The sequence below is a fragment of the Collinsella aerofaciens genome (assembly GCF_018785265.1).
Taxonomy (GTDB): domain Bacteria; phylum Actinomycetota; class Coriobacteriia; order Coriobacteriales; family Coriobacteriaceae; genus Collinsella; species Collinsella aerofaciens_AI.
The window spans coordinates 90,604-113,468 of sequence record NZ_WQPK01000023.1 but is presented as its reverse complement, the minus strand read 5'-3'; the positions used below and the strand labels follow the sequence as shown (position 1 = coordinate 113,468).

22 protein-coding genes are annotated in these 22,865 nt (G+C 55.1%); 6 read left to right on the top strand and 16 right to left on the bottom strand.

All coding sequences use genetic code 11. The features are described 5' to 3' along the window. Window positions 1-455: 455 nt before the first annotated feature. The 16 genes from wzx to GPK42_RS04305 all read right to left on the bottom strand — a co-directional run bounded on the left by wzx (window position 456) and on the right by GPK42_RS04305 (window position 17,083). Window positions 456-1,880 (bottom strand): O-unit flippase-like protein, encoded by a 1,425-nt coding sequence (gene wzx, locus GPK42_RS04380; protein WP_215693784.1) that lies wholly within the window; start codon window positions 1,878-1,880, stop codon window positions 456-458. Window positions 1,881-1,886: 6 nt separating this feature from the next. After that, window positions 1,887-2,876: a glycosyltransferase family 4 protein gene (locus GPK42_RS04375; RefSeq protein WP_215693782.1), complete on the bottom strand. Its 990-nt coding sequence runs from the start codon at window positions 2,874-2,876 to the stop codon at window positions 1,887-1,889. Next, the gene (locus GPK42_RS04370; RefSeq protein WP_215693779.1) at window positions 2,873-4,057 is read right to left on the bottom strand and encodes a Coenzyme F420 hydrogenase/dehydrogenase, beta subunit C-terminal domain; all 1,185 of its coding nucleotides are present in this window, start codon (window positions 4,055-4,057) and stop codon (window positions 2,873-2,875) included. The genes GPK42_RS04375 and GPK42_RS04370 overlap by 4 nt, the downstream gene beginning before the upstream one ends. A gap of 4 nt (window positions 4,058-4,061) precedes the next feature. Further along, window positions 4,062-5,150: a polysaccharide pyruvyl transferase family protein gene (locus GPK42_RS04365; protein ID WP_195520810.1), complete on the bottom strand. Its 1,089-nt coding sequence runs from the start codon at window positions 5,148-5,150 to the stop codon at window positions 4,062-4,064. 25 nt (window positions 5,151-5,175) lie between these two features. Continuing rightward, on the bottom strand, window positions 5,176-6,444 hold the full coding sequence (locus GPK42_RS04360) for an O-antigen polymerase (protein ID WP_215693777.1): 1,269 nt from the start codon (window positions 6,442-6,444) through the stop codon (window positions 5,176-5,178). Between the two features lie 101 nt (window positions 6,445-6,545). Then, window positions 6,546-7,550, bottom strand: a complete 1,005-nt coding sequence (locus GPK42_RS04355; RefSeq protein WP_215693775.1) for a glycosyltransferase family 2 protein — start codon at window positions 7,548-7,550, stop codon at window positions 6,546-6,548. After that, complete coding sequence (locus tag GPK42_RS04350) at window positions 7,551-8,657, bottom strand: glycosyltransferase family 1 protein (RefSeq protein WP_215693773.1); 1,107 nt, start codon at window positions 8,655-8,657, stop codon at window positions 7,551-7,553. Continuing rightward, the gene (locus tag GPK42_RS04345) at window positions 8,658-9,323 is read right to left on the bottom strand and encodes a sugar transferase (RefSeq protein WP_215693771.1); all 666 of its coding nucleotides are present in this window, start codon (window positions 9,321-9,323) and stop codon (window positions 8,658-8,660) included. A gap of 119 nt (window positions 9,324-9,442) precedes the next feature. Beyond that, a complete protein-coding gene (locus GPK42_RS04340; RefSeq protein ID WP_215693769.1) occupies window positions 9,443-10,033 on the bottom strand; it encodes a hypothetical protein in 591 nt (196 codons plus the stop codon). A 327-nt stretch (window positions 10,034-10,360) separates the two neighbouring features. Further along, entirely contained in the window at window positions 10,361-12,124 is a 1,764-nt protein-coding gene (gene thrS, locus GPK42_RS04335) for a threonine--tRNA ligase (RefSeq protein WP_215693767.1), read from the bottom strand. A 225-nt stretch (window positions 12,125-12,349) separates the two neighbouring features. Beyond that, the gene (locus GPK42_RS04330) at window positions 12,350-12,781 is read right to left on the bottom strand and encodes a double zinc ribbon domain-containing protein (RefSeq protein WP_215693765.1); all 432 of its coding nucleotides are present in this window, start codon (window positions 12,779-12,781) and stop codon (window positions 12,350-12,352) included. Window positions 12,782-13,233: 452 nt separating this feature from the next. After that, on the bottom strand, window positions 13,234-13,953 hold the full coding sequence (locus tag GPK42_RS04325) for a site-specific integrase (protein WP_215693763.1): 720 nt from the start codon (window positions 13,951-13,953) through the stop codon (window positions 13,234-13,236). Between the two features lie 59 nt (window positions 13,954-14,012). Next, a complete protein-coding gene (locus tag GPK42_RS04320) occupies window positions 14,013-14,393 on the bottom strand; it encodes a hypothetical protein (RefSeq protein WP_215693761.1) in 381 nt (126 codons plus the stop codon). Window positions 14,394-14,551: 158 nt separating this feature from the next. Continuing rightward, complete coding sequence (locus GPK42_RS04315; RefSeq protein ID WP_055309554.1) at window positions 14,552-15,427, bottom strand: LAPAL motif-containing putative phage structural protein; 876 nt, start codon at window positions 15,425-15,427, stop codon at window positions 14,552-14,554. Between the two features lie 247 nt (window positions 15,428-15,674). Next, a complete protein-coding gene (locus tag GPK42_RS04310) occupies window positions 15,675-16,676 on the bottom strand; it encodes a virulence RhuM family protein (protein ID WP_055309555.1) in 1,002 nt (333 codons plus the stop codon). A 23-nt stretch (window positions 16,677-16,699) separates the two neighbouring features. Further along, a complete protein-coding gene (locus GPK42_RS04305) occupies window positions 16,700-17,083 on the bottom strand; it encodes a helix-turn-helix transcriptional regulator (RefSeq protein ID WP_022095173.1) in 384 nt (127 codons plus the stop codon). Window positions 17,084-17,254: 171 nt separating this feature from the next. Between GPK42_RS04305 and GPK42_RS04300 the strand changes: the two genes are divergently transcribed. The 6 genes from GPK42_RS04300 (at window position 17,255) to GPK42_RS04275 (ending at window position 22,758) form a co-directional block, all read left to right on the top strand. Then, on the top strand, window positions 17,255-17,449 hold the full coding sequence (locus GPK42_RS04300; protein WP_215693796.1) for a helix-turn-helix transcriptional regulator: 195 nt from the start codon (window positions 17,255-17,257) through the stop codon (window positions 17,447-17,449). Between the two features lie 16 nt (window positions 17,450-17,465). After that, window positions 17,466-17,708: a hypothetical protein gene (locus GPK42_RS04295; protein WP_215693759.1), complete on the top strand. Its 243-nt coding sequence runs from the start codon at window positions 17,466-17,468 to the stop codon at window positions 17,706-17,708. 285 nt (window positions 17,709-17,993) lie between these two features. After that, the gene (locus tag GPK42_RS04290; RefSeq protein WP_215693757.1) at window positions 17,994-19,448 is read left to right on the top strand and encodes an FAD-dependent oxidoreductase; all 1,455 of its coding nucleotides are present in this window, start codon (window positions 17,994-17,996) and stop codon (window positions 19,446-19,448) included. A 1-nt stretch (window position 19,449) separates the two neighbouring features. Further along, on the top strand, window positions 19,450-20,805 hold the full coding sequence (locus GPK42_RS04285) for an NAD(P)/FAD-dependent oxidoreductase (RefSeq protein WP_252200091.1): 1,356 nt from the start codon (window positions 19,450-19,452) through the stop codon (window positions 20,803-20,805). A 4-nt stretch (window positions 20,806-20,809) separates the two neighbouring features. Next, on the top strand, window positions 20,810-21,208 hold the full coding sequence (locus GPK42_RS04280) for a DUF1667 domain-containing protein (protein ID WP_215693755.1): 399 nt from the start codon (window positions 20,810-20,812) through the stop codon (window positions 21,206-21,208). Window positions 21,209-21,669: 461 nt separating this feature from the next. Continuing rightward, the gene (locus GPK42_RS04275; RefSeq protein ID WP_215693753.1) at window positions 21,670-22,758 is read left to right on the top strand and encodes a M24 family metallopeptidase; all 1,089 of its coding nucleotides are present in this window, start codon (window positions 21,670-21,672) and stop codon (window positions 22,756-22,758) included. Window positions 22,759-22,865 lie beyond the last annotated feature (107 nt).

Sequence of the window (22,865 nt, the reverse complement as noted above, 5' to 3'; positions counted from 1 at the left end):
TTCAGATTCTAGGACGAAGGCCGTTCTTCGTTAAACGGGCGCTAGAGCGTCACCCTTACACCAACATTTTCGACGCGATCATAACCTTTGTTTGCCCACGGCAAAGAGTACAAGCGGCAACGTCACATAGTCATGGCCGTTCCATAAAGCAAAAGGTGCTGGGGCTTTCAAAGCCCCAGCACCTAACCGGCCGGCCCCGACAAAATCAGACACATTTTCGTCTACCAGCGCGCTGGGCGTCTCCTCGACGGTCTTTCTCACCAGATTCTATATGTCCTTGCGCAGCGACTCCTCGTCGACTTATACGATGTTCGCAGACACGACCCGTATCCCTTCGTCAATGATTTGTTGTTTAGCCGCTAGAAATCATATGACGGGGCGCGGGCCGTGTTCGCCATGCGGATGTCAGTTTGCGAAAGAAATTACGTGTCACCATGCAAAGGCACATGCTTCAATTAGGCTCTTTGCCCAACCATTCTATTTTTCCACCAATCAAGACCGCTGTGTATAGCCTGCACATATCCAAGCCCGGTACGTTTTAAAACATATTGTGGCCAATGCCAATTGTTGTAGCAGAGCTGTGGAATTGCCTGGCCAACTACAAGACCCCAGGCTCCCCAGCTAAAGGAGCCACATAAAACGCAACTTACGCAGATTCCAGCAGCAGTTGATACCAAATACGCTTTGAAGTACGGAATCTCGTTCATGCTAACAATAATGTTGCAAAACAGAGAGTGCTGATTAAGCAGGAAGTAATAGAGGGCAATACCCAGGAACAAAACTGGATCGCAAATGAAATCATGCTTGAAAAGCGTGAGTATCGGCAGGCATGCCGTTACAAGAACTGTAGCGACAATATACATGCATACATAGCAGGAAATTCCGCGTTCGACCACCGCCTTCTGAGTCTGCTTGTCATCCCTGACATAGGCAGACTGGAAGGTGGGAAAGCATGAACGTAAATAGGCGCTTGAAATCTGGTGGATCGCCGTCGCGAACTGCAACATGACGGAATACGTACCAGTTTGTTCAAGCCCTAGGAAAGCCGAGCAAAGCAGCGATGTTGCCTGCGTGGCGCCATACCAGGCTAGAGATACGACACCATCACGCCACGCCACAAACGAAACCGTCTTTAGAACGTCAAGCATTTCGTCCTTAGCAACAGCTGCGGCATCGGATTTAATCCCCTCTTCGACGTCATGATGGCTCCGAAATGTCCTAATCGCAAATAACCTCAGCAAAGTGCTGTAGGCCAAGAAGCCGAGTGCGGCAGCGAGAAGGCTCAAGCCACAAAACAGAAGGACCGCCGTAATAGCAAGCTGCCCAATCCTGGCAAGCGTTTTAGCCCTGTTCTCACCGGCAACGTCTCCAAGCCCACGGAGAAACGTGAGACAGTAAAGAAAATACAAGTTAGTGAAAATGGAAACGACAAACACAATCCATGCAGGCAACGAACCCTCAATTAAAAAAGAATCGGTGACATAAGAAACGTAAAAAGTTCCCAACGTTGCCGCAACAAATAACGCGATGAGACCCAAGACAGCGTATATCGTTTTAGACGTATCAAGAACGACGCGCATCAAGTGCCAGTCAACTTCTCCATCAACAGAAGAATAGTCGCAGCCTTGTTTGGTCAGTTTCTTTGCCCCGCTCAGGCAATAAAGAATGTTGCGGGACAAGGTAGAAGTAAAACCGAATTCAAGCAGCTGCGCAAAACCCGAAATGGCTACGAACACGTACCAGAGACCGATTTGAGCACTCGATAAAAAAGATAGGAGTAGCGGCAAGAGCAAAAAGTTACTGCCCATAGACGCGATCGTGCCGACATAATTCCAAATCACATCTCTTTTGGAGACGGTCACTTTCTTGCTTTCGGCCATTTACCCTTATACCTCCGCACAGTAATTTCGTAGCGTCTCGGCCGTTTTGGTCCAGCTACATTCATCAAAATCGATGGAATCAAACAGCCGCTTGGAGTTAGGAGCTCGAAGCAATCCCTCGATCTTATCGGCAACCTCGATCGGGTCCTCGCAGTTTTTCACGACATCGGATCCCTGAATCGACATCACTTCGGCAATTCCGCAGTTAGTCGAAAGAAGGAGCGAACATCCGGCCTCAATCGCATCAAGGGCAGAGAGACCAAAGGACTCATGCCTAGAATTCATAACGAATACCGAGCACTCTCGAAGCTCGTTCACAAACTGATCGGAGGCAACTTGGCCCCTATATTCACCGTCAGCCGAGGTCATGAGATTATCTAAGGAAGAGTTATCGGAGTACCGTCGCCCGTACACCCTTAAAGAGCAATCGACACCACGATCTCTGAGAATCGAGACGGCCTTCGCGACTATTTCGTTGGCCTTAATTGGACGGGTGCCCCCGCTAACAGCAACGATATTTTCACGTTGGCCTTCGAAGCCGCATTGTTTAAACCTTTTGACCCCAAGGCAAACGTGCTTAACCTTATCGGAGCATTCAGGCAGCTGTTTCTTAACAAAGTTCTCCTGGAGGAAAGAATTCGCAACGATCAAATCCGCAGTACGCAAATGCTTAATGATTGCCTTGACAGTTCTATCGCTATATCCGAGACCGTTGATCTCATTCTCAAAAGGGACGTACCCATGATTAAAGCAAATGACAGGTTTACCAAAGGCAGAAAGCACCCGATGCGCAATGATATCCGTCCAACCAGCGCCGCAAGAGACAATCACATCGCTCTTAAGACCCTCAGAAATAGCCTCATATAACTTGGAGATTTTACTTTTTGAATATAGCGGCCGTATCGAATCGCAAGAAGGCCAATATTCCACTAATGACTTGTGTACATTTGAAGGTCCAGTATTGCCTGTGACCTCACCAATTAGAAGAATCTTCATTGAATGCTTCCTTTAATGTAATGCAAGGGGTTGGAATCAGGTGCTAATGAGACCTTAATTCCGTACCCCCCCCCGCGCTTGAGCAAACCAATGCGAATTAGCAAACGTTTAAGCGATTGTTTGAAATACCTTTTGGGCAAAGACCTTCTTACCGCATCGGTAATTGATCTACCGCATGAAAGGTCCTCGAAGAATCGCGCTCGCGCAGATGGCTTCTCGGAGGGACTCCTCAACTGACCGTTATTCTTAATGGCGGTCTCGATATCAACCGTCATTAACTCAGCACCAGCAAGGTCTATCAGTCGCTGTCCTTTTTGATTCTGGATTAAAACCAGGGAGACACCCCGACGCATTTCTTCGGTAAGATTCGTCCCCCAGGAATCGCCTAATGTAACATCAGAAACTCTTTCAATGCTTGCATACCTGCAGTGATAACAGTTTTCCGTATAGTCCAGCCCCGCCAAGAAAGCTACTGTATACCCATCCAAAACACCGGGCAAATCAATCGTTCGCTCGTTCTCCCTTAGCTGAAAGCTGCCTTTAGAACGAAACTCAATCGACTCAAGCTGATTCATGTCAATCCCATTCTCACTCAGGAATTGACGGAGAATCGCAGGCGAAGGAGTACCGTGGCAAATCAAATCAACCGTATATAAATTCGAAAGAAGCTTGTTGCCGACAAAGTTTTTAAGAGAGGCCACCTGGCAAGGCAATCCTACAAATAAGACTTCTTTACCCTCAACCAGCAATTTTTTTATACGAGCGTAAGAGCCAATTGGATTGCTTTTAACGTACTTAGATCCTTTATATTTAACGGCATCCGCAATCGAGCTAGAAAACTCAAACCCAAACTGACCGTCCCGGAAACAGCAAGAGCAAACTACTCCTTCGGCAGAAATAAACCCTCGGATAATCGCGGCCGCCAAGCCGCCCGATGAGGAGGTTCCCCTGCTCTCCGAGTTAGAATCCCATCCTTGCAACCATTTACTAGGTTTAGAGCCTTGAGGCGGATTGCATTGTTGACATACAGCTGTGCACCTACCGCAATCAATGCATTTGCTTTGATCGATACTGGGGGTATAGTACTCGAGCCTTTCAAGAACAGCGATTGCATCTTTAGGACAGGCATCGACACATGCCATGCAGCCCGCACACATTTTGTCTTCGCAGATACTTTGCATTCATCTATTCCTTCAACGCGCGATCAAGCCAGGAGAGGCTGCGGTTGCGCTCCCCATCAAGAACCTCGCCAACATGCTGCCAATCGATATCGTCGTCCCAAGCATTGCCTTGGAACGTGTCCCAGGCCCTATTCTCTAGGCCAAAGAGTCTAAGAACAGATTTATTTCGCGCGGCATTAGCCTTTGGAAAGATCTCAACAAATGGGGTGCCGAGATTGATACAAAAAGCAGTGCCGTGGAATGAATCCGTGTATACGCAAGATGCATCCCTAAACAGCGCAAGGAAATCCTCCAGGGGCGGAAGAACGACCTGTTTTCCTACCCTTCTCCTAAACGTAGGGCAAACACTTACAATCTCAAGATTGGAGCCAGCGGTCTTATCTTTAACGTACTGCAGCATATCTGAATCAGGATGGAGGTTATAGACGAGGGCGTAGGGCTTTTCAACGGGAGCCTTTTTACTGGCAATCTTGTTCCACTCGGAGCGATTGAGAAGCAGGGTCGGATCCAAAACCTGCTCAGCTTTGAGACCGTAGCTCTCAACGATATCCTTACCTGAATCCTCGCGGACGGAAATGGCATCGTAGCGCTTGAGCCAGTTACCAATTTGCGACTCATACCCCTTTACAACGCCACCACGTCCAAAACTAGCGGCGTAGGATACGACCTTCTTTCCCTCGACCTTAGAAAGCCCGTCCCAAAAGAATACCGGATCTAGAGAGCCATCGCCAAGTTCGTTCCAGACCTGATCGCTGCCAGTCAAATAGATATCTGTGTTAGGCAGCAAGGCGTCGATACTTGTTTCATCACAATGCGGAGAAAGAGTCAGATACTGCTCTCTCATGCTCTTAAAACGCTTCTCACCTGCACTGTACAGCAAACGCCAAACCGTGTTCCTATAGATGCGATGAGGCAGAGACCTACCTTCTGAATAACGCTTCACAAGAGAATCAAGGGTCTCAGCGCATCTCCGATAGTCAACAACAACAGGATCGTACCCCAAGTTTTTAACAACTTCTTGCGTAGCATAAGCCTGGAGGACAGACCCGTAGTTGAGAACGTTATGACGAGTAATAATTGAAACTTTTTTCATTCTGATACCTTTTCTAGATAATGGACTAATTCATAGGGGGTTGTCGTTTCTGATATCTTTTTATCCACTCACTTAGGAACAGAGACGAGATGGCTAAAAACCAAGTCGTTGGAGTAAAGAGAGATGAGGTGAGCTTTCCAACAAGCGGCATGGAGAATATGCCCGAAGAAAGATAGGTATACGAAATCATCGAAATAGACAGCGGGGACCCACCATGAAGCATGCGAGCATGCTCATAGAGGTTTGAATAAAAAAGACCAGTTAAGAGGCTAAATAGCGCAGTACCGCCAAAACCGAAATCGTGATACCACAATCGAAATACCGTGTATACATTACCGAGATCGATTGAACCCCAAGAACGAAACTCATGGTTACCGGATGAAACTAAATTAGTAAAGCCAAAATTTCGTCCAAAAGAAGAATATAGTGCTACGAAAGTCTCCGAGCCAAAGTACTTGCTTGCAACACCAGGATTTTGAAGAAATTTATCAAATAAAACAAATGAATAGCCAATGTAGCTGCAAATATAATCCAATGGTCCAAGAGTAACTTCTCGTCCAACAAACCAAGAGGCAACCCAAAATAAGAAACAGGCAAAAACAAGAGCGAATACAATTTTGATAAACTTCCCAAGGGTTATTCTTATCGTCCACCCACTGTTAATCGATAGTAAAATCCATATGCAGCAAACGCATGAACAGACAAAAACAATGGCACCTAGCCTTACGCCATTCAATAATTGACAAATTGCATAAAACGCAGCGGGGAGAAGCATGAGAGCATCTTTGATGCTAAATCCATCGCAAATAATATTGTTAAAACCAATAATTAGATATACAAACGAAAAAATGGTAAGCAATTTAAAGCATATATTGGATAAAGACGAAAGCCCGACTGAAGGATCATCGCCGCTATAAGCAGATGCAGTTCGGTAAGAATTCATTAAAGAATTCCAGTCCCCAGCAACAGGACCCGAAACAGCTGATCGAACATCTTTCAAAAACAAAACGGCAGTAACGACCCCAAGGACAACAGCCAATAGAACAAGAGATGTCGGAACTTGAATCCTTACAAGAGTCGTCGATTCAACACTAGCATTAAGTTTGCTTCGCTGCACTTTCATCTGTCTAAAAAAAAGCAAGAAAAATAGCGATGCGACATCAAAGACGGTAACAAAGAAGCAAATAAGTAATCCTCCATGGAGGGAGACTTCAGTACCGAAGACAAGGCAGTTATACAATTCAGCGAGTGAGCAAATAAAGAAAGAGGCGTTACAAATTGATGCTGGATTCATCCAATCACTTTTTGATAGCTCTTGAGAGATTGCAAGCAGCAAAAGAAAATATAACGTCATTAATGATAGAACTAACATTGTTTAAGCTACTTTCAAGTTAGTTATTGCATTAATCCAGATAAGCGACAGGCAGAACAAAATACGGAAAAAATTCTTCTTCCGCAGCAGGCAAAAAATGCTGCCAAGCGTTCTCTTTTTCTAGCTTCGAAATCCTTCAGAACAGGCAAACGAAATGTAGATAAGTTATTCCAAAGGTCATCGCGGTCTTTAAGGTCGCTTTCAGAGACCCCAGCCATCGGAATCTGTGCGTAAACCATCCTACAAACAGAAAAGCAGCGCGAAGCGGCGGCTTTACTTAGGTCCGGATACCAATTACAAATATCCTGGTAGAGCCGATCGGCAATTATCAATGCAGACTCGCCTTTAATGTGTCGATATTCTTGCCTGATAATGCTGTTACTTCTCATGCGATATGCATACAACTCACGGCAATCGACAACGGCAACGGAATCAACCTTGTGAATAATCTTATAGACGCTAGCGAGATCCTCGTAATACAGCCCCTTAGGGAACGGGTCAATGCCCAGTGGCGCCTTTGCGTAAAGGCGCCACTGGGCACCGGTGTCCAGCGTCTGATATAACATCAGACGCTGGACATCGGGCGAAGGCAGTGCCTTCGCAGGCGCCACGGGGTCAAGAGACTCCACCAAAGGGCAAGCATCACCATCATTGAACGGCTTGCCAAATGGAACAGCAGATATCTGACATCCCGTATCGCGGCAGGCGTTAAAAAGAACCTCGATAAAAACAGGAGAAATGTAGTCGTCGCTATCAACGAAGGAAATCCAGTCGCCCTGAGCAATACGCAGCCCTGCATTACGAGCGTCGGAAAGACCGCCATTTTCCTTATGCAAAACGGTGGTACGGTCGTCGCTTGCAGCAAGAACATCACAAAGCTCGCCAGAACCATCAGTCGAGCCGTCATCGACAAGAATAATCTCGATGTTACGATAGCTTTGACGGCAAATGCTATCAAAGCACTCCCGCAGATAAGACTTAACGTTATATACCGGCACAATCACCGATACCAAGTTACTGTTTGCCATCTAATTCCTTGAGTAGAGATCTAGGTATTTACGAGTGAGTCGCTTGCCTTGCAACTCAATGTTGTAATCGGCAAATTGCCCACTTGAGACAGACAATCGACCCTCATACGAGCACGGCGAGAGCGAATCAATTTCATCAGCCCAAACGTCGGGGTTTTCAATCGATAAGAATTTGCACTCACCCGTTACGTCTACTTCGCGCGTAATCGCATCACTCAGCAGGCACGGCAGGCCAGACACCTGTGCCTCGACGCCGACGAGGCACAGGCCTTCGTAAAGGCTTGGCAGAACGAACGCATCAAACGCCTGGTACAAGCGATTGACATCGCTTCTCTGCCCCAGAAACTTAACGCGATCAGTAAGACCGCGTTCGTCCACCAAGGCCTTTACGGAGGCCCCGGCTTCGCCGGTACCGACAAGCAGCAGGACAGCATCGTCGCGGCGCTTTGCGACCTCAGCAAAAACGTCAATCAAAAACGCATGGTTCTTCTGGGCAGTAAAGCGCCCCACATGTCCAATGGCAAACTGGTTGCCGACGAGGCCCAGGTCGGCTCGCGCTTGCGCACGAGCCTCCACATTGAAGCGGAAGCCGTCTAAATCTATTGCGTTGTATACGACCTCGAACTCTGCAGCATCACCGAATAGCCATTCACCAGCAAACTTGCTGCATGCAAATCGATGTGTTGGATACCGATTCGATTGCGTTTTCAACACGGCCTTCAGGGCATTCTTGGCATACTCGCCTTTTCCACTCGTAGAGTGACTGTGCGCAATGCGCACGGGAACACCGGCCCGCTTTGCAGCACGAAGCGGAAAGACCGAAAGCGCGTTGAGATGACTGTGGACAATCTTCCAGCCCTCTTGCTTAAAGAGACGTTGAAGTTCTCGCTGGTATTCAGCGACATGCTGATAGGGCGGAATCTCAAAGACCCTGCCACCGAGCGATTCAATTTCTTCGCACGGAACAAGCGTCGAATCGGCATCAACAAGAAAGTCAAACTGCACTTTGCTGCGATCGATGTGGCGGTAGTAATTCATGACGACAGCTTCAACGCCACCGCCGTTCATTTTTCCAACTATCTGTGCGACACGAATAGGATTGACCATTTATCGCCCTGTCCTCTTCTTGCCAAACATGGCGCCAAAGGTGCCTGCGAAGCACTTCCAGTCCATACGGAAGCAACGGTTCTGCACATAGCGAAGCTCAATCTTCTGGCGCAGACCGCTCTCGAACGTCGCAGCATTACGATCAGTCGCCTGCCACAGGCCCGTAATGCCAGGCTGGACAGAGAGCAGCTCCGCCTTTTCTTCATCAGTAAAATGCTGCTCGAGCTCATCCCGTGTAATGGGGCGCGGCCCAATGACGGAAAGATCGCCGTTCAGCACGTTGAGAAACTGCGGCATCTCGTCAATTGAGCACTTACGGATGAACCGTCCGACTTTGGTAATGCGGGGGTCATCGTCGACCTTGCGTTCGACTTCCCACTGATGCAGCTGCTCAGGACTCAGATATCTCTGCACGTCACCCGCATCGGCGACCATGCTGCGGAGCTTAAGGATCTTGATAGTCTTTCCGCGCATGCCAACTCGTTCCTGCGTATACATAGGACTGCCAGGCGATTCAAGGCTGATGAGCGCACACACAATGGCGATAGGGATAAGCAGCAGTACGCTCATCAAAAGACTGAATACAAGGTCAAACAGCCTCTTAATAAAGCGGTAGCCAAGCGTACCGCTCGGTTTAATCTCTTTAATAGCCAGTGCGTCCCCCACGGATACACAGCTCTCTGTTACTTCTTTTTCAGCCACAATAAAACATACGTTCCTGTCCCCAGGAACCCCCCCCATCTATGAACTCAGAATTTGAATTAACTGCTGGCGCAACGTCTCCCTTACGTTTTGCTGGGCACGTCTAACGGAAGCAGCTCCCTAAAAGCGGAGCCGCCATCGCCCACGTCCACCAGGCACCAGCGCTTATGACGGTCGATCTTCTTAACACGGGCCTCTTGCCCCACCAAGGGCCCTTGCTCTATATGCAGTACGCCGTCTTCTATGCGCGCTACGCTGTTGCGCACCACGCCGTCGTCGTCGAGCATGCTGCGGTACCAGTCCTGCGCGTCGTCCGGCATGGGCGCATAGGCCCGCTCCCTACTGCCGGCAATGCGGCAGCCAAAGCTCAACTGGGCCAAAGCCTTGTCGAGCAGGGCGGCATCGCGCGTGGCGACGAAGAAGTATTCCTTGTACATGGGTTTGGTTTGGAGCGACCAAGCGCCGTCCCGCTTAAACCAGAACTCCTTTTGCATCACAAAAGCGTCCTGCATCAGCTCGTGCGGGATAAGACGGCGGACCTTTTCGCAGATCTCGCGCTCTTTACCGTTGGGGGTATGGACCAGATACCAGCGGACGCGGCCATGCTGGCTGTTGGTAGTAGCGCCACTAAAGGCGCCGGGCAGCTGCTCTTGGCGCCGCATCGTCTGTTCCATCTCTCGCCCCCTTTTCTTGTCTCCGCGACACACGCGGATGCAGGGCATTGAGAACAGGCTTCTCGCTCGCAGCTAGGCGCAGTCGCAAAAGTACAGGTTTTTGTAGAGGCGTATGGAGATGCACCCATTCGCGGCGCATTTTGTGCAATCTGGGAAAACGCGAGCAGTTTACTCGTATAATGTCCTGTGTCGAAAGATACAAAAACCTGTACCTTTTTGCACAACAAAAAAAAAGCCGCTCCAACCAGCGGCTTTTCTTCTATAGACAACAAAAAAGGCGACCGCCCGCGAGGACGATCGCCTTTGTTAATTCTTGTATTGTTTGTGCTAGGCGCGAGTCTTGATCTCCTCGGTCACCTTGGCCACAAACTCGTCAACGCTCATCTGAACGGTCTCGTTGGAACGATCGCGAACGGAGATGTTGCCGGCCTCGACCTCCTTCTCGCCCAGGATGAGCATGTAGGGCACGCGGTCGATGCTGCGGGCCTCGCGGATCTTGTAACCGATCTTCTCGTCGCGATCGTCGCAGACCACACGGATGCCGGCCTCCTCCAGCTTGGCGCACACCTCGTGGGCGTAGTCGCGGCTCTTCTCGGAGACCGGAAGCGCCTTGACCTGCACGGGAGCCAGCCAGGTGGGGAACTTGCCCGCAAAGTGCTCAATCAGAATACCGATGAAGCGCTCGATGGAGCCGAAGCACACGCGATGCAGCATGATGGGGCGCTTCTTGGTGCCGTCGGCGTCCACGTACTCCAGGTCAAAGTTGAGCGGCATCTGGAAGTCGAGCTGGACGGTGCCGCACTGCCAGGTACGACCGAGCGAGTCCTCCAGGTGGAAGTCGATCTTGGGGCCGTAGAAGGCACCGTCGCCCTCGTTGACCTCGTAATCCATGCCCAGCTTCTCCAGAGCGGTGCGCAGGCCCTCCTCGGCGCGAGCCCAGTCCTCGTCCGAACCCATGGAGTCCTCGGGGCGGGTGGAAAGCTCAACGTGATACTTAAAGCCAAACTTTTGGTACACGGAGTCGATGAGGTTGACCACGCCCACGATCTCGTCGGTCAGCTGGTCGGGGCGCACAAACAGGTGGGCGTCGTCCTGGTTAAAGCAACGCACGCGGAACAAGCCGTGCAGGGCGCCGCGCAGCTCGTGGCGGTGCACCAGGCCAATCTCGCCGGCGCGAATGGGCAGCTCGCGGTAGGAGTGCGGCTTGGAGGCGTACACCAGCACGCCGCCCGGGCAGTTCATGGGCTTAATGCAGTACTCTTCGTCGTCGATGACGGTAGAGTACATGTTGTCCTTGTAGTGGTCCCAGTGGCCCGAGGTCTTCCACAGCTGCTTGTTCATGATGAGCGGCGTGGAGATCTCCACGTAGCCGGCCTTGTGGTGGATCTCGCGCCAGTAGTCCAGCAGCGTGTTCTTAAGGATCATGCCGTTGGGCAGGAAGAACGGGAAGCCGGGGGCCTCGTCGCGCATCATAAAGAGGTCCATCTCGCGGCCGATCTTGCGGTGGTCGCGCTTCTTGGCCTCCTCCAGCATGTGCATGTGCTCGTCGAGCTCTTCCTTGGTGGCAAAGGCGACGCCGTTGATGCGGGTGAGCATCTTGTTGTCCTTGTCGCCCTTCCAGTAAGCGCCAGAGACGCCGGTGAGCTTAAAGGCCTTCAGAGCCTTGGTGTAGCAGATGTGGGGGCCGACGCACATGTCGATGTAGTCGCCCTGCTGGTAGAAGGTGATGCGAGCGTCGTCGTCCAGGTCGCCGATGTGCTCGACCTTGTACTTCTCGCCGCGCTCCTCCATAAGGGCGATGGCCTCGGCGCGGGGCTTCTCGTACACGGTGAACTTGAGGTTCTCCTTGACGATCTTCTTCATCTCGGCCTCGATCGCGGGGAAGTCGTCCTCGCTGATCTTAACGCCCTCGGGCAGGTCGACGTCGTAGTAGAAGCCGTTGTCGGTCGCGGGGCCGTAGGCAAAGTCGGCCTCGGGATAGAGGCGCTTGATGGCCTGCGCCATGATGTGCGCGGCGGAGTGGCGGATGACGTGCGTGACCTCGTCCTGCGGGAGCTCGGCCACCGAACCGTCATTGTAGAGTGCCTTCATGGGTATGTTTTCTCCTCTCGGATGCCTGATGCAAGTGCGTGCGATGCGCTCGGCGTTTTTGACTTGCATCATTATAGGCAGGTTGCCTTGGTATACAAGCGCCCGCCGCACCTTAATGGCACGGCGGGCGATTTTCTACGCATGCTTCATCGTGTGGGGTGGGGTGTGGGGCGCGCGTGGCTTGCGGCGTGCCCGTGGCTTGCGGCCGGCCCGGCGATGGATGCGTTACTGGATGCGAGTTCGGCAGTAGGGGCAAACTTTCCAGTGCGCATCGAGCGGGCGATGGCAGCTGGGGCAGACATTGCGAACCTGGGTATCGCACACCGGGCAGACGACGAAGTCCTTCTCGATGGGCGCGCCGCACTGCGGGCAGGTGCCATACTGGGCAAGCTGGCGCTCGCGCAGAGCCATGTCCAGCTCCTGCTCTTCGCGGTCGGACGCGTAGGAGTGCGGGCGCAGGACCAGGTAGGCAATGAGGCCTACAAACGGGATGAGGGCGATGATGCCCCATGCCACGTAGGCGCTGGCGCCGCGGCGGCGAGCGTCGATAAACACATAGACGACCGACAGCACATACAGGGCGATGAGAAAGCCGACGAAGGCATAGACGACGCCCATAAGCTGCGGCGACATGAGCTCGGAGATGTACTTGGACATTACGGGTACCTTTCGGAATATTAACAGTCTGGTCAAGTTTACCACGGGGTTTGTTTATATGGGACCACGGCTAGGGGCGGGGCTGATGCGGACACAAACATCTCAATCTGTAACAGGTGGGAGCGGAATCCGGGTCTAGATGTTATGGATCGAGACGAACGGAGGACCCACATGGCAAATGTCTCAATCTGTAACATCTTGGACCCCCAAACCACTCTTACTGTTACAGATCGTGACATTCAAAATCCGCCGGAAGGTTTGTCTTGATCTGTAACATCTACAACCCAAATCATCAGCTAACTGTTACTGATTGAGACAAAGGATAACGTCCAGGAAGAATGTCTCAATCTGTAACAGAGACTCAGCATAAACAGGTCTAACTGTTACAGATTTAGACATTCGAAATCGACTGATTGGTTCATCTAAATCTGCCACTATTAACCGCGCCCGTTTTACCTGCTGGTTTGTTGGGAAATATCCCAATTTATCCCAAGTGCGTCGCAAACGGAACGCGCCACCTGCTCACGGGAGGGACGAATATAATGTCGCCCCGACACGCCCGGCGGGGAGTGTCCCATGAGCATTTCCATGAGGTCCCAGGGCATGTGCAGCTCCATCTCGCAGATGGTTCGCCACGAGTTGCGAAGGTTCGACCACGGGATGTGTTCGATACCCTCGGCTGCGCACCACTTCTTCCATCTATGATCGCACATCCCTCGGTTCATGGGCAGTCCGTCCCCGCGATCTGCTAGCCACTCGGAGCCTGCCGCGCGGCGCTCGTCTGCAATTTCGAGCAGGCGCCCGGCGGCATCCGGCAGCACCACGACTGTGCGTATGGACTTCCGCGTCTTGAGTACGCCGTCCGCCGTGGGCTCGATGCCTGCTTGCTCCGTCTCGCGCACGAGGTCGACCGTTGCGAGCGTTGTGGATTCCATCGCAAACGGCAGAAACTCGTCGGTGCAGATGCCCAGCGGCTCACCCGACCGGTATGAGCCAAAGCACGCTATGATGAACGGCGCCTCGAGCGAGGTTCCGCGCAGGCGTCCCAGAATGTCCCTTACCTCGGCAAGCGTATACAGGCGCTTGGAGCGCTCGCGCGTCTTGCGGGTGGGCATGGTGTATTTCACAGTTGCGGCAAATGGGTCGATGGGCAGCACGACAAAGCCCGACACGGTTCCGTAAATCTTGCGCAGGGTGAGTAGCGCAGTGTCTGCCGTTGCTGCGGGGAGAGTCAGGAGTCATTACTGCAGGTGCACGGGGCGCAGCTGGTCGACCGGCATCGAGCCCCAGCGGGGCCGACATAGTTCGGCCACGACCTTGTGACGAGGCTGCGGGTGTTCGGCGCGAGCGTGCCCGCCGCGACCTGTGCCGCCATGGTCGGCTCGAGCCATGTGCCGTATGCCTGGGCGATGGTCGGCACCGGCTTGTCATCGGCACGCTCGACGTGGATGCGGTCGAGTTCGGCGCATGCCTCGCGATAGGTGCCGTATACCGTCATGGTCTTACGTTTGCGTCCGCGCGACGTGTTCTCCTGCCATCGGAGGATGTATTTCTTGCCACGCTTGGCCTCGGTGATTGAGCCCCACGCGCGGCGCCTCTGCTTGCGTGTCATATAATGTCCCAAGGTTGCCCGGAGCTATCTCCGTGTTACTCCGGCATCCTTGCTATCACCCCAACGCGCCAAGGTTCCAGCCGTGCGCGGTGGGGTTTCTTTATGTCTGGAGTCGTCAAAAGCGCTTTGACGGCTTGGTTGGGCTCTAGCGCAGTTTGCTATAGAAGCTTCTGGTCTTCTGGAGCGGGTCTGAGGTCATGGACCTTGGTTATCCTCACGGACTTGTTCTCCCATGCTCCGATCTCGTTCCGTCGTTGACGGAGCAACAGGTCCGCAATCATGTCGTCCCCGATGCCGAACGTGCGTTCACGCCTCGCGAGCTGGCCGAGGAAGTCGAAGTCCCCCATGTTCGCCGAGAGCTTCTGGCCGTTCCAGTAGAGTTCCCATTTGCGCTTGTCGCTGTACTCGAGCACGGGTTTCGCGACGTTGAGGTGCTGACCCTTCATGATGACGTCGCGCTCCTGCTCCGTCTCGCACTTGGGCGCCGTCCTGATGTCTTCGAAGTCGTCTCGTGAAGATTCGAAGCCGTCGACACCGTCTCCGCTTATCGATAGGCCGCCGATCTTCTCGTTGTCCGCGAGCGCGCCGAACATTGACGAGACAGCGGAGTCGACCTCATTGGAGCCACTGACCTTATAGACGTTCTGCGTGATATTGATGACTGAGTTGTTGCCAGCGGTTACCGAGATGCCGTCGCCAACGCGCTCGACGCTTTTCGGTGCTCCGTTCTTGCCGAGGAACCGGCGGAGCTCGAGATAGCCCTTGAAGGCACTCAGCACCGGCTCGAGCTGATCGCTCGTTTGGCTCAGCGTCCCAAGTATGCCTGGCAGGTCTTTTACGACCGCCTGGAGAATGGCTTCCAGGCAGCCGGGGCGAGTTGCGGTTATCTCGACGTCGATGACCGCATTCGGATCAAGTTCTCTTGCCGAAGCCTGTACGGCCCTCGAGTAGCCGAGGAGCGCCGCGGTGAACGTGCCGACTGAGACCCCTTCCAGGTCGCCCTCGAATTTGAAGGTTATTGTTTTACGCTCCATCACATGTCTCCATATCCGAATCACCTCGGTGGATAATTCTGTCCTCTCGTTGGGATGCTCATAGACGAAGAAAGGCGACTGTCCTCGGGGACAGCCGCCTTTCCTTTGGACGCTGGCCCCGTGGGGTCCCTGCGTCAATACCGCTGTCCAAATTACCGTTTGCCGTCGGCGCGGTCAAGCCGTCGCCCATTTTCGCGACCCCACGAAAATGGGGAACAACTGGCGTTTTGATGGGCCCTTGTGCCCGTCACGCCTTGCCGTTCAGACGCTTCGTCATGCGCTCGAAGTCGTTCTCGTAGGCCTTGTCCTGGAGCTTCTGGAACTCATGGAAGCGCTCCTTGGCGATCTTGTCCGCCGTCTTCTTGTTGCGGTTGCCGAGGCCCTTGAGCACCTCGCGCCCGCTGAATGTCAGGAAGCCGTCGAGCAGGCGCTCGCAGTCCTCCATGCTCGTAAGGACGTGCCGCTCGGCCCTGTCCTCGAGCGTGTCGAGCAGCATCGTGACGAGGCGGTTCAGCTGCCTGATCTCGTCCTCGGACAGGTAGTTCTTGGCCACGGTGACGTCCGAGGAGTGAATGCGGCCCTCGGGGCCTCCCTTCCACGACGTGAGTCCCATGTTGGGCTTGGAGGGGTCGGAGCGCCCCTGGACGATCTCGGCCGCGGTGTGCCCGGTGACGGCGTAGTGCATCTTGTTCTGGACCGCGGCGTAGAAGTTCTTGGCCATGGTCGAGTCCTTGTCGTAGTCGAAGCTGCACTCCTGGAATATGTCGGTGATCTTGAGCCACACGCGCCGCTCGCTCGCGCGGATGTCGCGGATGCGGGCGAGCAGCTCGTCGAAGTAGTCCTTGCCGAAGGGCCGGCCGTTCTTGAGCATGTCGTCGTTGAGGACGAAACCCTTGGTGATGTACTCCTTGAGGGTCGCCGTGGCCCACTGGCGGAAACGGGTCGCGCGCAGCGAGTTCACGCGGTATCCGACGGCAATGATGGCATCGAGCGCGTAGAAGTCGACCATATATGTCTTGCCATCTGAGGCAGTTGTTGCAATTTTTGCAACAACTGCGTCTCGGGCAAGCTCACCCTCTTCGAAGATGTTCTTCATGTGGCGCGAGATGGTCGACTTGTCCTTGTCGAACAGCTCGGCGATTTCCTTCTGGGGCATCCAAAGCGTTTCGTTCATGTAGCGCACCTGCACCGGCACGTTTGTCCCCTCGGACTGGTACAGGACGATCTCGGCCTGGATAGGGTCTTCCATATATCTTCCTTTCCGTTGAATGCCTACGCGGACCTTACTTGATCCGCTTCCAGCCCTTCGCCTTCAGGCGCTGCAGCCTGAGCTTGGGACAGCTCGGCCTGGTCGCGTGCCGTCTCCAAGATCTTCGAGCGCCTCTTCTCGGTGCTCTGCCGGTAGCAGGTGATCAGCTCGCCCTCCGCGCCTGCCGGCGCCGTCGGCTTGCCCTCGGGATGCTCCTCGTACCATCCGAGCAGGTCGTTGGGGTCGGTGTTGAATACTTCGCAGAGCGCACCCACGAGCTCTGCATTCGGATAGCTCTCCTCGCGCTCCCAAGACTGAATAGTTCGGAATGACTTGCCGACTTTTTGTGCTAGCTCCTTTTGGTTTAGCCCCTGGGCTTCTCGGCGCTCTCTTAGACGAAGGTTCATCCTCACTCCTTTCTTTACGTTAAGTGAATAGTAAACAAAAAATGTCTTTACACAAAAAAATGTTGCTCATTTGATTAACAGGGGCATAAAACTATTCATATTGAAATTCGACAGACAGAAAAACGTCTCTAAGGAGGAACGAATGGACTTCAGTAAGGAGCTGGCGGGGATATCCGCGCCGCACGCGCCCGAGCTGACCTTTCTCAGGCTGAGGTCGCTTCCAAAGTCGGAATGAACGTCAGCACTTTCGCGAAGTACGAGAGTGGCGATTACATTCCTGGAGCCGACAAGCTCTTGGCTATCTCGCAGGTTCTTGGTTGTCTGCCCAACGACCTGATGGGCTGGAACACGGACGAGGCCGCATAGGGATGGAGGAAGAGGAATGACTGAGAGGAGCTACGAGCTGCCCGACGACATCACGACCCCGGGCGGCATGGTGATCTTTGTGTTAATAAACACGGATATTTGGGGTGCACGTCCGTGTGGCTTTCGTATCCCCAAATTATCCCAAGTGCATGTGCTAACCCGTTTTTACGCGCTTGTGCCGTTGTTGCCGTACTTAAACTCGCAGGTAAGCAGTGTGTTCGATTTTGTCGTTCTTACTGGTCAGTACTGCCACAACTAGACCCCAAAACAGTCCCCAGATGTTACAGATCGAGACAGAAGAATCTCTCCCCGGCTTCAATCTCAATCTGTAACATCTTGGACCTCAAAAACCTTCTTACTGTTACAGATCGAGACAAACCTCCGGCACCGGGGTCAGCAGACAAAAACGTCGACGTTACCGAGCTTCCCCTCGCCTGCCGTCGGCGGGTGTTGCGGGGCTGTTCGCCGCATTGCCGCCGCGCTGGGGGTGTGTAGACCGTAGGATAGTCTTATTGACAGCCTGTCAACTCATCTGGGAGGCACTGTGACGGAAACGTTTGATATCGCGATTGTCGGCGCGGGCATCACCGGATGCGCCATCGCGCGGCAGCTCGCGCGGTTTGACCTGTCCATTTGCGTCGTCGAGGCGGCCAACGACATCGCGCTGGGCGCGTCGAAGGCCAACGGCGGCTTGGTGCACGCCGGCTACGATCCGGCGCCGGGCACCGTAAAGGCGCAGGTCAACGCCCGTGGCTGCGAGTTGTACGGTACGTGGTCGCAGGAGCTGGGCTTTCTGTTCTGCCGCACCGGGTCGATGGTATTGGGCTTTAACGACGAGGACAGCGCGCATCTGGAGCAGCTGCGCCAGAATGGCCTGGCCAACGGCGTACCCGAGCTGGCGATCGTCGGACCCGACCGCATCCGCGAATTAGAGTCGCGCGCCAGTGCCGATGCAACGTGCGCGTTGTGGTGCCCCTCGACTGGGTTTGTCGACCCGTTTGAGGTTGCCATCGCCGCGCTGGAGAACGCCGTGGCCAACGGGGTGAAGTTTATGCGGTCCGCTCCGGTAGAGGCGATTGAAGTCGCAGGCTCGAGCGACGACGCGCGCTTTACGCTGGCGACCCCCGCTGGCAACGTGCGCTGCCGCTACCTGATCAACGCCGCGGGCAACGGCGCCGCCGACATCTCGCATATGGCGGGCGCCGAGGAGTTCCAGATGGTCTGGCGCCAGGGAAACATCGTGGTGCTGGACAAGGAGCCGCGCACGCTCATGCCGCTCTACCCCGTGCCGACGCCGATATCGAAGGGCGTTATCGTCACGGGTACCGTACACGGCAACACCGTGATCACCGCCACGGCCGCCGTGCGCGAGCCGGGCGACACGCAGACCTATGCGAGCGATGTGAACGCGCTGCTGACCGGCGCGCGCAAGCTGGTGCCCGATCTGGATACGCGCCGCGTGGTGCGCGCATTTGCCGGCGGGCGTCCGGTCATTCAGGGAACGAACGACTTCTTTATTGGACAGTCGGCCGTGGTGCCGGGGCTTTTCCAGGCGGCGGGCATTCAGTCGCCGGGTGTGGCAAGCGCGCCTGCCATTGCCGAGCACATGGAGCTTGTGATGCGTGAGGCGGGCGTAGAGCTGCACGAGCGGGCGGACTGGAACCCAATTCGCCGCGCGCCGGACGACTTTGACCGCGCACCGCTGGAGCGCAAAGAGGAGCTGATCGAGTCCGATCCCGCGTGGGGACAGATTGTCTGCCGATGCGAGACGGTGCCTGAGGCCGAGATCGTGGCCGCGATCCGACGCCGCCCGGGCGCGGTTTCGGTCGAGGGCGTCAAGCGCCGCTGCCGTGCCGGCATGGGTCGGTGCCAAAGCGGCTTTTGCCAGAGCCGTGTGGTGGCGATTCTTGCCCGAGAGCTGGACTGCGACCCCAGCGAGGTGCTGTTGGAGGATGCCGGATCTTGGTTGGTCGAGGGACCGCTGAAGGGGGTGCGTTAGGATGGCGGAATTCAAATCGAGCGCGATTGATTGCGGCGTCATAGAAGCCGTACAAACGCAAGCCTTCGACGTGGTCGTTATCGGCGGCGGACCCGCCGGCATGGCGGCCGCGCTGGCCGCGCATAAGGCAGGGGCACGCGTGGCCATTGTGGAGCGCGAGCAGCACCTGGGCGGAATCCTCCGCCAGTGCATCCACCCTGGCTTTGGCCTGTCGCACTTTAAACAGGAGCTCACCGGTCCCGAGTACGCGCAGCGCTTTATCGACCAGGTGCACGCAACCGACATTGCGCTGTTCCTGGACAGCATGGTGATTGGGATTGATTCGGGCGAGCCTACGGAAGAAGCCGCGGTCCACACCGTCATGCTCATGAGCCCTGCCGGCATGCTGCAGCTCACCGGGCGCGCGGTCGTCCTTGCCATGGGTTGCCGCGAGCGCACCCGCAGCGAGATCAAGATTCCCGGTAGCCGTCCCGCCGGCGTGTTTACGGCCGGCTTGGCGCAGCGATACATCAATATCGAGAACCTCAAACCCGGCTCGCGCGCCGTCATTTTGGGTTCCGGCGACATCGGGCTGATCATGGCACGTCGCTGCACGCTCGAGGGGATTTCGGTCGAGGGCGTGTACGAGCTCATGCCGTACGCCAACGGTCTGCGCCGCAACGTCAAGAACTGCCTGGACGACTTTGGCATTCCGCTGCACCTGTCCACCACGGTCACGCGCGTGATCGGGCACGACCGCGTGGAAGCCGTCGAGGTGAGCCAGTTCGACGAGCACCTGGCGCCCATTCCGGGAACCGAGCGCATTGTTCCGTGCGACACGCTGCTGCTTTCGGTGGGCTTGATTCCCGAGAACGAGCTTTCGGTGGGCGCGGGCGTTGAACTTGACCCGCGCACGCGCGGCGCCGTGGTTGACCAGAGCCTGCAAACGGGCGTGCCGGGCATCTTTGCCTGCGGCAACGTGCTGCACGTGCACGACCTGGCCGACAACGTAACAACCGAGTCCGAGCGTGCCGGTGCGGCTGCGGCGGCGTGGGCGTTGGACGGCAACGCCGGGGCGAGTGCTGCGAGCGAGCGCTGCGAGCTCACGGTCTCCCCCGCCGGCATTGCAGGGTACGCGCTACCGGGACGCATTACGGCGGCGGCACTCACGAAGCTCAACTTCCGCGTACGCCGGCCGGTCGACGCCGCCCGCGTGCGTATTCTGTCAGGCGACGAGGAACTGTTCGCCGGCAAGGTTCGTGCATTTAAGCCAAGCATCATGGAAAGCTTCCCGCTGCCGGCAAAGGTAATTCAGCGCGCACTCGACCTGGGTGGTTGCGAGATTGTCCTTTCCGTCGATCCCGTTGAGGAGGCGTAAGGCCATGAGCACGAATGTGACCAATACATTGCAGTTCAACTGCACCACCTGCCCATCCGAATGCCTCCTGACCGTTGAGGTGGAACGCGATGTCAACGGTTCCGTGACAGCGGCTCGCTCCGTGACTGGCAACCGCTGCCCGCGTGGCGACAAGTTCGCACACCAGGAACTCACCTGCCCCATGCGCGTGCTCACCACAACTGTGGCCGTATTCGGCGGCGACGAGGCGCTGCTGCCCGTGCGCACGGCCGAAGCCATCCCGCTGGCACTCCACGCCCAAGCCATGGACCTCATCCGCGGCTTGGTCGTCGATGCCCCCATCCGCATGGGCGACGTTGTGTTGGAAGATCTCCTCAACACGGGCATCGACCTCATCGCCAGCATGAACATCGACCCAGCCTAAGCTGCTCATTTGGGACGTGGCTCTTTTAGCTACCCCGCCATCCACCCCGCCCCTCCTCAATTGCGGTGAAATAGTTCCTGATTTCCGCCAAAACCCCAGTATCCAGGAACTATTCCACCGCAGCTTTCTTTTGGATCAGATTTAAGGCTGCTGCCATATTAGTGCCATTTAAAAACTACGCCGGATTACGGGGCTAAATAGAGAACCTCTATCCATACCGGCAAATTCTTAATTTCGATAAGCCGTCTACCTGCGGTTTTATTATTGCCATTTCATCCATGGTCGAGCAAAGCCAATCCAGCCCCGTAATCCGGCATAGTTTCGAAAGCAACTCATTTGGGACGGGCTCTTTTGGTTATTTTCTTGCCCAATCACCCCGGATAAACCATGCCAGGGCCAAGGAGTGTCCCCATGTGCCGGGGTTGGGCTACCATGGTGGCAACCTAGCGAAAGGACGATGTATGGCACATGTCGATGACCAGCGTGTGGCAAGCGTGCTCGATGCGCTCGAGGCTCAGCACCCCGGTGCACAGCTGCTCGTAAACGACCCGTGGTCGATCTATTACCTGACCGGCTTTTATGCCGATATGTTCGAGCGTTTTTGCGGCGTGCTGCTCGCGCGCGGTAACGAGCCCGTGATTTTGGTCAACGCTCTACACCAGCTGCCGGAATACGACAATGCCCGCGTCGCCTACCACACCGATACCGACGTCGTGACCGACGCCATCGCTCGCGAGGTAGATCCGACCAAACCGCTCGGCATCGATACCGTCATGCGCTCCGGCTTTTTGATGCCGCTCATGGAGCGCCACGCCGCCAGCGAGTTTTTCCTGGGTGACTTTACCGTCACCGCCGCACGTACCCACAAGGATGCCGCCGAGCAGGAGCTCATGCGCGTGTCCTCAGCAGCCAACGACGCCGTGATGGCCGACGCGATCAAGCTTGTCCACGAGGATGTGTCGGAGCGCGAAATTGCCGATCTGATGCTCGGCCTGTATCGCAAGCACGGCTGCGAGGGATTCAGCTTTCCGCCCATCGTGAGCTTTGGCGCCAACGCCGGCGACCCGCACCACGAGCCCGACGACACCGTACTCAAGCGCGGCGACGTGGTGCTGTTCGACATTGGCGGACGCCATCGCAACTACTGCTCGGACATGACGCGCACGTTCTTTTGGGGCGAGCCGGACGAAGAGACGGCACGTATCTACGACATCGTGCGCCGCGCCAACGAGGCCGCCGAGGCGCTCATCGCGCCGGGCGTGCGTATGTGCGACCTGGACCGTGCCGCACGCGACGTAATCGAGAATGCGGGCTATGGGCAGTACTTTACGCATCGCCTGGGTCACTCGATCGGCCTGCAAGACCACGAGCCGGGCGACGTCTCACTCGTCAACGAGCAGGTTGTCGAGCCGGGCATGACCTTCTCTATCGAGCCGGGCATCTACCTCCCCGGCCGCACCGGCGTCCGCATCGAGGACTTGGCCCTAGTTACCGAGTCCGGCGTCGAGATTCTCAACGCATACCCCCACGATCCCGTCCGCCTAGACTAGCCAATGTGACAAAGGGACAGCCCCTTTGTCACATTGCGATTAAGTCGCGCCACGAAAACGAGCTATCTACTACGTTTAACCCGCATGGGTCGACCATGCGGGTCTTT